The sequence below is a fragment of the Cellulomonas marina genome (assembly GCF_900111925.1).
Taxonomy (GTDB): domain Bacteria; phylum Actinomycetota; class Actinomycetes; order Actinomycetales; family Cellulomonadaceae; genus Cellulomonas; species Cellulomonas marina.
This window is the reverse complement of sequence record NZ_FOKA01000018.1, coordinates 58,539-70,371: the sequence shown is the minus strand read 5'-3', so window position 1 is coordinate 70,371 and position 11,833 is coordinate 58,539. Positions and strand designations below refer to the sequence as shown.

The window sequence follows — 11,833 nt, the reverse complement described above, 5'->3', positions numbered from 1 at the left end:
GCACCAGCACAGGCAGGCGATTTGGCATCGACTACTTGACACACTGTTGAGTTCTCAAGGAACAGACGCACACCACCTCGACCACGTCACCGCGATCTCGCCTGGGGCTCGTTCTCGTGCTCCACCGTACCGCATCCCGCGGGGCCTTCTCGACCTCGCCGGCGCTTTCCGGTGATCCTCACGCTACCGCATCCCGAGCGGCTCTCACACCGTTCCGAACGCCATTCCGTGGGTTCCCACCGTACCGCACCGCAGCTGGCCCGAAGGCCACCCGCGCTGCTTTCCGGTGGTCCCCATCCTGCCATACGGCGCCGGCCTCTTCGGCCGTCGCTGCATTCAGGAAGAGGAGCGGATGCGTCGGACCCGGCATTCCTGCCCGGTCCGTGCGACGCATTCCTGACCCTACGTCATCGACAACCACTGCCCGTCCCTGAGCATTCCCGCAGGACTGCCCGGTCACGCGCTGCCCTCGCGGGCGGCTGTCGAGGACCCGACGTCGAGCGGGCGCGCACGTGTGCCCTGCGGTTCGTCGGGGGGTTGCACCGTCCCAGTGGGACCAGCCACCGGGGCGTTGCCGCGGTGTCCGTTCCTCCCTGCTGAGCGGGCTCGGCAACGTTACGTGCTCGTCGGCACGAACGCAAGTGTCCTGCTGGACGAGGCCTAACCCTCCCTGGTGACGAAGCCCCGGGGGCCTTCGCCGTCCTCCCGGCGGTACCGGTCGACGAAACGACGGAGCACCAGCGGGGGCACCTCGGCCCGCGCGAGGCGCAGCCGGGCGACGAGCTCCTCGTACTCCTCCGGCGGGAAGTAGCCCGCCTCCCGGTAGACGGTCACGCGTCCGACGATGCCCTCGACGTCCAGCTCGGGGTGGAACTGCGTCGCGTACTGGTGCTGCCCGACCCGGAAGGCCTGCACCGGGCACGCCGGCGACGTCGCCAGCACGGTCGCGTGCGGCGGTGCGACGGTCAGCGCCTCCTTGTGCCCGACGAAGGCGTCGAACGTCGCGGGCAGCCCGGCGAAGACGGGGTCGGCCCGGCCGGCGTCGGTGAGGGTCACCGGCACGGTGCCGATCGGCTCCCCGAACGTGCGGTCGACGGTGCCGCCCTGGTGCACCCCCAGCGTGCCGACGCCGTAGCAGGCGCCGAGGAAGGGCACGTCGCGCGCGACGACCTCGTCGAGCAGGGCGGTCAGCTCCCGTTCCACCCGCTGCTGGACAGGGCCCTTCGTCTCCTCCGGGTCGCTGGTGCAGTACGGGCTGCCACCGACGACCACACCCGACAGCGCGCCGAGGTCGAGGTCCGGCAGGGGCTCGCGCTCCAGGCGCACGCGCCGCAGCTCCTCCGGGCGCAGGCCGCCGTAGCGCAGCACCGCCGCGTACTCGGCGTCCGCCACCACGTCGTCGGCACGCGTGGCGAGGAGCAGGAAGGGCTTCACCGGCGGGACGGTAGTCGCGGGTGCCCCGGTCCGCCGCCCGCGCCTCGGCGAGGCTCAGGTCAGGGGCGGGAGGACCTGCGCGCCGCCGAGCACCCCGCGGAAGGGGTCACCGCGCTCGGCGAGCCGGTCGAGCACCGTGCGGACCGTGAAGACGTCCGGGCGCAGCCACGGCTCGTCGAGCTCGTCCCAGGTGATGGGGGCGGAGACCGGTGCGCCGCCCACCGCCCGCGGGGAGTAGGGGGCCACCAGCGTCTTGTTGATGGCGTTCTGCGTGTAGTCGAGCCGGGCCTGCCCCCCACGCTCGCGCACCTCCCAGCGCCAGCTCACGAGGTCCGGCACGACGGCCCCCACCGTGCGGGAGACGCGCTCGACCCACGCGCGCGTCTCGTCGAAGGACGGCCCGACGGCGATGGGGACCCACACCTGGATGCCGCGCCGCCCGGTGACCTTCGGCAGCGCCGTCACCCCCAGGTGGGCGAACGCGTCACGGTGCAGCCGCGCGAGGAGCAGCACGTCCTCCCAGGCGGTGGCCGGCCCGGGGTCGATGTCCACCAGCGCGTACGTCGGGCGGTGCGGCTCCGCCGTGCGGGACGTCCAGGCGTGCCACTCCAGCGCGCCGAAGTTGGCGGCCCACACGAGGGCGGCGGGTTCGTCGACGACGAGGTACGTGTGCGTCTCGCCCTCGTCGGCCTCCGGGTTGTCCCAGCGCGGCACCCACGCCGGGGCGTGGCCCGGCAGCTCCTTGTGCCAGAAGCCCTTGCCGCTGCCGGCGCCCTCGGGGAACCGGTGCATGTTGAGCGCGCGCCCGCGCAGGTACGGCAGCACGACGGGGGCGATCCGTGCCGTGTACGAGAGCAGCTCCCGCTTCGTCACCGGCGGCTCGTCGCCGCGCCCCGGAAAGAGGACCTTGTCGAGGTTCGTCACGCGCAGGCGACGGCCGAGGACGTCCCAGGTGCCGCCCGCGCCCAGCTCGTCCAGGGCGGCGAGCTCGTCCGCCGTCGGCCCCGGGACGGGTGGCGCGTGCAGCTCGACGCTCGCGCGGTCGGGCGGCAGGTCGGAGCGCCACAGCCGGTCCGGGTCGGCCTTCACCTCGTCGTTCGTCCGCCCCGACACGACGGACGTGGGGTGGTCCTCGGCGTCCCAGCCCTCGACCGCGTGCTCGTCGTGCTTGTGCAGCAGGAGCCACTGCTCCTTGCCGCCCTCCTCCCCCCGCCGCACCAGCAGGAAGCGGCCCTTGAGCCGGGTGCCGTGCAGCTCCGCGTGCAGCTCTCCCGCCGCGACCGCCGCCACCGGGTCGTCGGTGCGCAACGGCTCCCACGTGCCGTGGTCCCAGACGATGACGTCCCCGCCGCCGTACTCGCCGGCGGGGATGACGCCCTCGAAGGTCTCGTACTCGAGCGGGTGGTCCTCCACGTGCACGGCGAGGCGCCGGGCGGCGGGGTCCAGCGTCGGGCCGCGCGGCACGGCCCAGCTGGCGAGCACGCCGCCCATCTCGAAACGCAGGTCGTAGTGGAGCCGCCGGGCGCGGTGCCGCTGCACCACGAACCGCAGCGGCTCGCCGGGGGCGGCCGGCACCCGTTCGCCGTGCGGCTCCGCCGTGCGGGTGAAGTCGCGCTTCGTCCAGTACGTCTCGAGCTCGGGGGACGCCGGCGACGACGTCCGGTCCTGCGACGCGGCCATCGCACCCTCCTCCCGCCCTCGTGCACGGACCCGCTGACGGACCGGTGCTCGGACCGGTGCTCGGACCGGTGCTCGGACCGGCCCTCGCGCCGGCCTGGAGCCGGACCTCCCCCAGCCTGGTGGACCGCCGGGCCCTCCGCCCGGCGGGGCGGGTCCCGTGCGACGGCCCGCGGTTATCGTCGGGCGCATGGCCGACCTCGCCCCGCTCGCCCTGCCCGCCGACGACTGGCACACCTGGCTCGAGGAGCGCGGCCGCGGCCAGCTGCGCGTGGCGGCGGAGCGGGTCGACGCGCTCCGGGCGGGGCCCCGCGGCGACGTCACGCTGCTCGGCACCTGGGACGAGGCGTCGCTGGCCCTGGCGAACGCCCGGGCGGCCTGCTCGCTGCTGGCATCCGTGCACCCCGACCCGGCCGTGATGGAGCTCGCCGAGACCATCGAGACCGAGGCGAGCGCGTTCGACACGGACCTCCACCTGGACGCCGAGGTCCACGCGGCCCTGGCGTCCGTCCCGGTGGACGGTCTCGACGCCGACGCGCGGCGGGTCCTCGACGAGACGCTGCGCGACTTCCGTCGCGCCGGCGTCGACCGCCCCGCCGAGGACCGCGAGCGCCTGCGGGGGCTCGACCAGCGGCTGACCGACCTCGCGCTCACCTTCTCCCGGAACATCCGCGACGGCCGCCGGGTGACGCGGGTCCCCGCCGCCGCGCTGGCCGGCCTGCCCGACGACTTCGTCGCCGCGCACCCGGCCGACGCGGACGGCACCGTCGCGATCAGCACGGACTACCCCGACACCCACCCGTTCCTCACGTTCGCGCACGACGACGCCGCCCGGCGCGCGGTCGCCACGTCCTTCCTCTCCCTGGCCTGGCCCGAGAACGACGTCGTGCTGGCCGAGCTGCTGCGGCTGCGGCACGAGAAGGCGACGCTGCTGGGCTACGCGTCGTGGCCCGACCTGGACGCCGAGATCACGATGATCCGGACCGGCGACGCCATCGGGGACTTCGTCGACCGGATCACGGCGGCCGCGGGGCCCGCCGCGGAGCGCGAGCTGGCCGTGCTGCAGGAGCGCGCTGCCGCCGACCTCGCGGGCGGGGCCGTGCCCGTGGACGTGAGCAGCTGGCGCTACTGGTTCGAGGCGGTGCGGCGCGAGCAGTACGGCGTCGACGCGCAGACGGTGCGGCGCTACTTCGACTTCCCCCGCGTGCGCGACGGGCTGCTGACCGTCACCGGCCGGCTGTTCGGACTGACGTGGACGCCCGTACCGGGCGACGAGGCCCGCACCTGGCACGAGGACGTGACGACCTACGACGTCGCGCTCGACGGCGAGGTCCTCGGCCGCATCCACCTCGACCTGCACCCCCGCGAGCGCAAGTACAACCACGCCGCGCAGTTCGACCTCGTCCCCGGGGTCCTCGACCGGCAGCTGCCCGAGGGCGTGCTGGTGTGCAACTTCCCGCGCGGGCTCATGGACCACGACGACGTCGTCACGCTCTTCCACGAGTTCGGGCACCTCCTGCACCACGTGCTGGCCGGGCGGCAGCGCTGGGTCCGGTTCTCCGGCGTGGCGACCGAGCGGGACTTCGTCGAGGCGCCCTCGCAGATGCTCGAGGAGTGGGCCTGGGACGCCGCCGTGCTGCGGACGTTCGCCGTGGACGCCGACGGGGCGCCGATCCCCGCCGACCTCGTGGCCGCGATGCGGCGGGCCGACGAGTTCGGCAAGGCGCTGCTGGCGCGCACGCAGATGTTCTACGCGGCGGTGTCGCTCCGGCTGCACCTCGAGCGGCCCGAGGACCTGACCGCGCGCGTGCTCGAGCTGCAGCGCGAGCACAGCCTGCTCGCGCCGCTGCCCGGCACCCATTTCCACACGGGCTTCGGGCACCTCGAGGGGTACACCTCGGCCTACTACACCTACATGTGGAGCCTGGTCATCGCGAAGGACATGTTCACGGCGTTCGACGCCGACGACCTCTTCGCGGCCGGGCCGGCGCAGCGCTACCGGGACCGGGTGCTGGCGCCCGGCGGGTCGCGCGACGCGGTCGACCTCGTCGAGGACCTGCTCGGCCGGCCCTACGACGACCGCGCCTTCACGCGCTGGCTCGCCGGCTGACGCGTCGCCGGCCGGCGCCGTCGCCGACCCGGCCGGCCGCGGGGACCGGGACGGAGACCGGGACGGAGACCGGGACCGGGCTCAGCCCTCGTCGGGCGCACCGCCGATGTTCACCATCCACGGCACGCCGAAGCGGTCGACGAGCATCCCGAAGGTGTCCCCCCAGGGCGCCTTCTCCAGCGGCACCGTCTGCGTGCCGCCCTCGAGCAACCCCTCGAAGAAGCCGCGCATCTCCGCCTCGTCCTCCGGGCCGCCGAACAGGGACATGGAGAAGCCGCCGGGTGCGGTGACCTCCATGGTGCTCGGGGTGTCGGCCGCCATGATCTTCAGGCCGCGGGCCGTGACGAGCTGGCCGTGCATGACCAGGTCCCGCTCCGCCGCGTCCTGGCTCATCCCGAACTCGCCGAAGGTGCTGAACGTCGCCTCCCCGCCCAGCACGGAGGCGTAGAACTCCAGGCACGCGCGCGCCTGGTCACGGAACGAGAGGTACGGGGCGAGCTCGGTGGTCATGACGGTCCCTCCGCGTCGTCGGCCCGCGGGCGCGGGCCGGTCACCGCAGTAGACCGCGGACCACCGACAGACTCATCGGCCGGGGGCGCGCGGCGCGCGGGCGCGGACGTACGCGGCCGCACCGCCGGGCGACTCGTGCACGCGGACGACGTGCGCGACGGCCTCCGCCAGCGCGGTCAGGACCGCGGGCGCGTCGACGACGAGGAGCGCCTGCAGGCGCGGCGTCGCCTCCGCCCGCCGACCCCGGGCGTCGTCGACGAGCAGGGCGAACGTCGTCGCGCGCTGCCAGCCCATGCCGCCGTCGTCGGGCGGCTCCGGGTCCAGCCGCGACCCGGCGACGAGGAGCGCCCGGACCGCGTCGAGGAGCTCGTCGGGACGGTCGGCCGCGCGCAGGATCGTCGCCGCCTCGTCGCGCAGCCAGAGCCCTACCGCGAGCGCGGCCGCGTCGTCGCGAGCCAGGTCCGCCGGCAGCTCGCCGCCGCCCCGCCCGACGACCGCCGCGAGGAGGAGCGCGTGCGCGGCCCGTGCGGCCTCGCCACCGGGGTCGCCGGCCGGCGGAGGCTCGGCGCGGTGCACGGGGGCAGCCTAGGGAGGGCCACCCGCGGCGCGCACGCGCACCTGCCCCCGATGACGGGGCGGGACGTGCCGGGTCAGGCCTGCACGTCGAGCGCCTGGCCGACCGCGGGGTCGAGGGACCCGAGCAGGGCGGCGGCGTACTGCTTCTCCGCGCCCATCGCGGTCTTCAGCAGGTGGGTCGAGACGGTCAGGGCGGACTGCGCCGCGCCGATGCTCGCGATGCTCATGGGTGGCCTCCCGGTGGGTGCGGGGACGGGTGTCCCTGCCGACCCGTCGGCCCGTGGCGGCCCGGTGACGAGCGGCCGGGGGCCGCACCACCCGTCCGGCCGGTGGCCCCACCCGCAGGGGCGACCCTGGCGCCGTGTCGGCGGCCCTCCCTACGCTCGGCCACGACGCACCGACGCGAGGGAGGACGGCCATGGGCAGCGCGGAACCGGACGAGGGCCAGGACCGGGGCGACGACGCCGGGGAGGCCGGCGGCTTCACGGCCGAGGAGCGGGCCGCGATGAAGGAGCGGGCGGCCGAGCTCAAGGCCTCGCGCCGTCGCGGCGGCAGCAAGGCCGACAAGGCCGCGGAGGAGGCGGCCGCCGTGGTCGCCGCGCTCGAGGCCCTGCCCGAGCCAGACCGCGGGCTGGGTCAGCGGCTGCACGCGCTCATCACGGAGGCCGCTCCGGACCTGGCGCCGCGCACCTGGTACGGCATGCCGGCCTACGCCAAGGACGGCAAGGTGCTGTGCTTCTTCCAGCCCGCGAGCAAGTTCAAGGCCCGCTACGCCACGCTCGGCTTCAACGACGTCGCGGTGCTCGACGAGGGCACGACGTGGCCCGTGACATGGGCGATCACCTCCCTCACGGCGGCCGACGAGGAGCGCGTCACCGCGCTCGTGCGCCGGGCGGTGGGCTGACGGGCGGCGACCGCGCCGTCCTCGCCGGGATCGGGGCCCGCCCTCGCTAGGGTGTGCCCCGCCCGGCCGCCGACCGGCGCCGGGCGCCACGCGACGAGGGGTGGGCAGGGTTGGGCGCGCTGCGGCACGTGCAGGACCGGGTGCTGTTCGGGGCGGCGTACTACGACGAGTACCTGCCGACGGACCGGATCGCCACGGACATGGCGATGATGCGGGACGCGCACCTCAACGTCATCCGCATCGCCGAGTCGACGTGGAGCACGCTCGAGCCCCAGCCGGGGGTCTTCGACCTCGGCCACGTCGACCGCGCCCTCGACGCCGCGGAGGAGGCGGGCCTGTCGGTGATCGTGGGCACGCCGACGTACGCGGTCCCGGCCTGGCTCGTCGCCTCCCACCCGGAGGTGCTCGCCGTCACCGACCGCATCGACACGCCCCGGTACGGCGCGCGGCAGATCATGGACATCACGCACCCGGCCTTCCGGTTCCACGCCGAGCGCGTGATCCGGCTGCTCGTCTGGCACGTCGCGCAGCGCGGGCACGTCATCGGCTTCCAGCTCGACAACGAGACGAAGCACTACGACGCGGCCTCGCGCGGCGTCCAGCGCGGCTTCGTCAAGCACCTGCGCGCGGAGTTCGACGACGACCTCGACGCGCTCAACCGCGCCTTCGGGCTCGCCTACTGGTCCAACCGCGTCGACGCGTGGGAGGACTTCCCCGACGTGCGCGGGACGATCAACGGCTCGCTCGGGGCCGCCTTCGACCGGTACCGCCGGGGGCTGGTGGAGGAGTACCTCGGCTGGCAGGCGGGCATCGTGCGCGAGCTGGCCCGGCCCGAGCAGTTCGTCACGCACAACTTCGACCTCGACTGGGCGCCGGGCTGGTCCTACGGCCTGCAACCGTCGGTCGACCACTTCCGCGCGGCCCGGACCGTGGACGTCGCGGGCGTCGACGTCTACCACCCGACCCAGTCCCGGCTCACGGGCAAGGAGATCGCCTTCGGCGGGGACCTCACGCGGTCGCTCAAGGGCGGCGCGAACCACCTCGTCCTCGAGACGCAGGCGCAGGGGCAGCACGGCTGGCTGCCCTACCCGGGCCAGCTGCGCCTGCAGGCGTGGAGCCACCTCGCCAGCGGGGCGTGCGGGGTCCTGTACTGGCACTGGCACTCCATCCACCACTCGTTCGAGACGTACTGGAAGGGCCTGCTGAGCCACGACCTCGAGAGCAACCCGACGCTCGAGGAGGCCGGCGTCTTCGGCGCCGAGGTCGAGCGGCTCGGGTCCGCGCTGACCGGGCTGCGGAAGCGCAACCGCGTCGCGGTCATGGTGAGCAACGAGGCGCTGACCGCCCTGCGCTGGTTCGCGCTCGAGACCGGGTTCCCGGAGGCGGTGCGCCCGTCCGTCACCTACAACGACGTGCTGCGGCGGGTCTACGACGCGCTGTTCGAGCTCAACGTCGAGGTGGACCTCGTGCCCTTCGACGCGGCGGACCTCGGCGTGTACGCGATGCTCGTCGTCCCCGTCCTGTACAGCGCGCCGGAGGCGACGCTCGCCGCGCTGCGGGCGTACGTCGAGGGCGGCGGGCACCTCGTCGCCACGTTCCGCACCGGCGTCGCCGACGAGCACCTGCAGGTGTGGCACGACCGGGCGCCGCACGCCCTCACCGACGTCTTCGGCGCGTCCTACCAGCAGTTCTCGACGCCCGACGGCGCGCGCCTGGCGTTCACCGGCGCGTTCGCGGACCTGGCGGCGGGTGGCACGGTGGCCGGCACGGCGGGCGACGAGGCCACCCCCGCCGCCGAGGCCGTGCTGGAGCTCCTGCAGCCCGACGAGGGCACCGAGGTGCTGGCCACCTACGACCACCCGGCCTGGTCGGGCTACGCCGCGATCACCAGGAACGCGGTGGGCGGCGGCACCGCGACCTACCTGGCGACCCTCACGGACCCCGTCACGACGCGGGCGGTGCTCGGCCGGCTCGTGCGCGACGCGGGGCTGTGGGGGTGGCCGCAGGACCTGGCGGCCACGGCCCCGTCCGTCGCCGTCCGCCGCGGCACGAGCGGACGCGGGCGGGAGCTGACGTACCTGCTGAACTACGCCGGGCGCTCGGTCACGCTCCCGGCGCCGGTCGCCGGCACCTCGCTGCTGGACGGCCGGGCCGTCGGCACGGGCGACGAGCTCGTGCTCGGGGCCTGGGACCTCGTCGTCCTCGAGTCCTGAGGACACGAGGTCAGCGTGCGGGCGGCGGCGGCGCCGTCGACGCGCGCACGACCAGCGACGTCGCGAGCTCCGTGCGGGCGGCGGGCGGCTCCCCGCCCCGCGACAGCTCGACGACCATCCGCGTCGCCTCCCGGGCCATGCCCGCCAGCGGCTGCCGGACCGTGGTCAGCGGCGGCGTGACCCACTGGCACAGGTCGACGTCGTCGAAGCCGACGACGGACAGCCGGCCCGGGACGTCCACGCCGAGCGCCCGCGCGGCGGCGTACACGCCGTAGGCCTGCTCGTCGGACCCGCTGATGATCGCGGTCGGCGGCTCGGGCAGGCGCAGGAGCTCCTCGCCGTACCGCCGGCCCCCGGCGACGAGGGAGTCGCCGTGCCGCACGAGCGCCGGGTCGGGCGTGATCCCCGCGCGCAGCAGCGCGGCCCGGTAGCCGTCCAGGCGGTCGCGGTGGCACTCCTGCTCCGGCGGCCCGGTGACGAAGCCGATGCGGCGGTGGCCGAGGCCCAGCAGGTGCTCGGTCGCGTCCCGGCCGCCGGCCCAGTCGGTCGCGGCCACGGTGGGGAGGCGCTCGGTGCGCGTGCCGACGGGGTCGACGAGGACGACCGGCGTCCGCAGCCGCAGGAGCTCCTCGCGTCCGGCGTCGAGCAGCTCGGACACCACGAGGACGACGCCGTCGGTGCCGCGCGTGAGCACGTGCTCCAGCCAGTCCGGCGTGCCCACCGGCCGGCCGTGCGCGGCCGTGACCACCAGGCCGACGCCGAGCCGCGACGCCTCCGCCTCGGCACCGCGCAGGAGGGCCGTGGCCCACTGCGTGCCCAGGTCGCTGATGACGAAGTCGACGAGCCCGACGGTCTGGGACCCCGAGCGCCCGCGCCGCTCGTACCCGTGCTCGACCAGCAGGTGCTCGACCTGGGCACGGGTGGCCGCCGACACCCCCGGGCGGCCGTTCAGCACCTTGGACACCGTCGGCACCGAGACACCGGCCGCCGCGGCGATCTCCGCGATCCGCACGCCCCCGCGACCCGCCACCGCTGCTCCGTCCCGCGTTGACGCCGTGCCGACGCCGACCTACCGTACCGCCGCCGGAAAAGGTCCCGAAACTTTCGTGGCCGGTACCGCCGTCCCTCCGAGGAGTGCACCGATGCACGTCGCAGCGCTGACCGTCGCCGAGCCCCTGCGTCACCGGCTGCGCCGGTCCGAGGTGGTGGTCCTCGACGGGGCCGGCCGCCTCCTGGCGGACACGGACGTCGTCGTCGAGCAGACGGCCCACGCCTTCGGCTTCGGCAACATCGGCTTCGACCTCATCCCGCTCGCCAACGGCGAGACCGAGGCGATCCCCGACAACCCCTTCGGCGGCGCCGACCCCTCTCAGGGCCCGCTGCTGGCCGAGCTCTGGACCGGTCTGTTCAACTTCGCCACGCTGCCCTTCTACTGGGCGGCGTTCGAGCCCGAGCGCGGCCGCCCGGACACGCAGCGGCTGCTGCGGACGGCGCAGTGGTTCGTCGACCACGGGGTGCGGGTCAAGGGCCACCCGCTGGCCTGGCACACCCTGGCTCCGCAGTGGCTGCTGGACCTGCCGTCCGACGAGGTGGAGCAGGTCCTCCGTGCCCGCATCACGCGCGAGGTCACGGACTTCGCCGGCGTCGTCGACCTCTGGGACGCCATCAACGAGGTCGTCATCATGCCGGTCTTCGACAAGGAGGAGAACGGCCTCACGCGGCTGTGCCAGCGGCTCGGGCAGGTGGAGACCGTGCGGCTGGCCTTCGAGACGGCGCGCGCCGGCAACCCGGGGATCCAGCTCCTGCTCAACGACTTCAACATGTCGCCGGCGTACGAGCGGCTCGTCGAGGAGTGCCTGGAGGCCGGGATCCGCATCGACGCCCTGGGCCTGCAGAGCCACATGCACCAGGGCTACTGGGGCGAGGAGAAGACGCAGGACGTGCTGGAGCGGTTCAGCCGCTTCGGCCTGCCGCTGCACTTCACGGAGACCACGCTCGTCTCGGGCCACCTCATGCCGCCGGAGATCGACGACCTGAACGACTACCAGATCCCGTCCTGGCCGACGACGCCCGAGGGCGAGGAGCGCCAGGCGGACGAGATGGTCCGGCACTACACGACGCTGCTGGAGCACCCGGCCGTCGACGCCATCACCTACTGGGGTATCACGGACGCCGGGTCGTGGCTGGGCGCGCCCGTCGGGCTCGTGCGCGCCGACGGCACGACGAAGCCGTCGTACGACGCGCTGCACGGGCTCGTGAAGGGCGCGTGGTGGCTGTCGCCGACCACCGTCCGGACCGACGACGAGGGACGGGTCGCCGTGGAGGGCTTCGCCGGGGAGTACCGCGTCACCGCGGGTGGCAGGACCACGTCGGTCACGCTCGGCTGACGCGGTCGGCGCGGGCGCCGCG

10 protein-coding genes are annotated in these 11,833 nt (G+C 74.7%); 4 read left to right on the top strand and 6 right to left on the bottom strand.

The features are described 5' to 3' along the window. Positions 1-660 precede the first annotated feature (660 nt). Together BM048_RS15910 and BM048_RS15905 are read right to left on the bottom strand one after the other, a co-directional pair. Positions 661-1,434: a glutamine amidotransferase gene (locus BM048_RS15910; RefSeq protein ID WP_090034548.1), complete on the bottom strand. Its 774-nt coding sequence runs from the start codon at positions 1,432-1,434 to the stop codon at positions 661-663. Positions 1,435-1,488: 54 nt separating this feature from the next. After that, a complete protein-coding gene (locus BM048_RS15905; RefSeq protein WP_090034545.1) occupies positions 1,489-3,114 on the bottom strand; it encodes a non-homologous end-joining DNA ligase LigD in 1,626 nt (541 codons plus the stop codon). A gap of 187 nt (positions 3,115-3,301) precedes the next feature. Between BM048_RS15905 and BM048_RS15900 the strand changes: the two genes are divergently transcribed. Then, positions 3,302-5,221 carry a M3 family metallopeptidase gene (locus tag BM048_RS15900; RefSeq protein ID WP_090034543.1) on the top strand — a complete coding sequence of 640 codons (1,920 nt, stop codon included), beginning with the start codon at positions 3,302-3,304 and terminating at the stop codon, positions 5,219-5,221. 81 nt (positions 5,222-5,302) lie between these two features. Here BM048_RS15900 and BM048_RS15895 read toward each other — a convergent pair whose 3' ends face one another. The 3 genes from BM048_RS15895 to BM048_RS18320 all read right to left on the bottom strand — a co-directional run bounded on the left by BM048_RS15895 (position 5,303) and on the right by BM048_RS18320 (position 6,534). After that, entirely contained in the window at positions 5,303-5,731 is a 429-nt protein-coding gene (locus BM048_RS15895) for a VOC family protein (protein ID WP_090034540.1), read from the bottom strand. A 72-nt stretch (positions 5,732-5,803) separates the two neighbouring features. Beyond that, on the bottom strand, positions 5,804-6,307 hold the full coding sequence (locus BM048_RS15890; protein ID WP_090034537.1) for a hypothetical protein: 504 nt from the start codon (positions 6,305-6,307) through the stop codon (positions 5,804-5,806). Positions 6,308-6,381: 74 nt separating this feature from the next. Continuing rightward, on the bottom strand, positions 6,382-6,534 hold the full coding sequence (locus BM048_RS18320) for a hypothetical protein (RefSeq protein WP_175499587.1): 153 nt from the start codon (positions 6,532-6,534) through the stop codon (positions 6,382-6,384). A gap of 191 nt (positions 6,535-6,725) precedes the next feature. On the opposite strand from BM048_RS18320, the gene BM048_RS15885 reads away from it, so the two are divergent. Together BM048_RS15885 and BM048_RS15880 are read left to right on the top strand one after the other, a co-directional pair. Beyond that, positions 6,726-7,211: an iron chaperone gene (locus tag BM048_RS15885; RefSeq protein WP_090034534.1), complete on the top strand. Its 486-nt coding sequence runs from the start codon at positions 6,726-6,728 to the stop codon at positions 7,209-7,211. 110 nt (positions 7,212-7,321) lie between these two features. Beyond that, a complete protein-coding gene (locus BM048_RS15880) occupies positions 7,322-9,424 on the top strand; it encodes a beta-galactosidase (RefSeq protein ID WP_090034532.1) in 2,103 nt (700 codons plus the stop codon). A 10-nt stretch (positions 9,425-9,434) separates the two neighbouring features. On the opposite strand, the gene BM048_RS15875 is transcribed toward BM048_RS15880, so the two are convergent. Beyond that, positions 9,435-10,454 (bottom strand): LacI family DNA-binding transcriptional regulator, encoded by a 1,020-nt coding sequence (locus tag BM048_RS15875; RefSeq protein WP_090034529.1) that lies wholly within the window; start codon positions 10,452-10,454, stop codon positions 9,435-9,437. Positions 10,455-10,566: 112 nt separating this feature from the next. Here BM048_RS15875 and BM048_RS15870 point away from each other — a divergent pair, with 112 nt between their 5' ends. Then, positions 10,567-11,811, top strand: a complete 1,245-nt coding sequence (locus BM048_RS15870; RefSeq protein ID WP_090034527.1) for an endo-1,4-beta-xylanase — start codon at positions 10,567-10,569, stop codon at positions 11,809-11,811. Positions 11,812-11,833 lie beyond the last annotated feature (22 nt).

Excerpts from the sequence above, each read along its gene's own strand:
- BM048_RS15905 (WP_090034545.1), bottom strand. The coding sequence starts at position 3,114 with ATGGCCGCGTCGCAGGACCGGACGTCGTCGCCGGCGTCCCCCGAGCTC.
- BM048_RS15900 (WP_090034543.1), top strand. The coding sequence starts at position 3,302 with ATGGCCGACCTCGCCCCGCTCGCCCTGCCCGCCGACGACTGGCACACC.
- BM048_RS15895 (WP_090034540.1), bottom strand. The coding sequence starts at position 5,731 with ATGACCACCGAGCTCGCCCCGTACCTCTCGTTCCGTGACCAGGCGCGC.
- BM048_RS18320 (WP_175499587.1), bottom strand. The coding sequence starts at position 6,534 with ATGAGCATCGCGAGCATCGGCGCGGCGCAGTCCGCCCTGACCGTCTCG.
- BM048_RS15885 (WP_090034534.1), top strand. The coding sequence starts at position 6,726 with ATGGGCAGCGCGGAACCGGACGAGGGCCAGGACCGGGGCGACGACGCC.
- BM048_RS15870 (WP_090034527.1), top strand. The coding sequence starts at position 10,567 with ATGCACGTCGCAGCGCTGACCGTCGCCGAGCCCCTGCGTCACCGGCTG.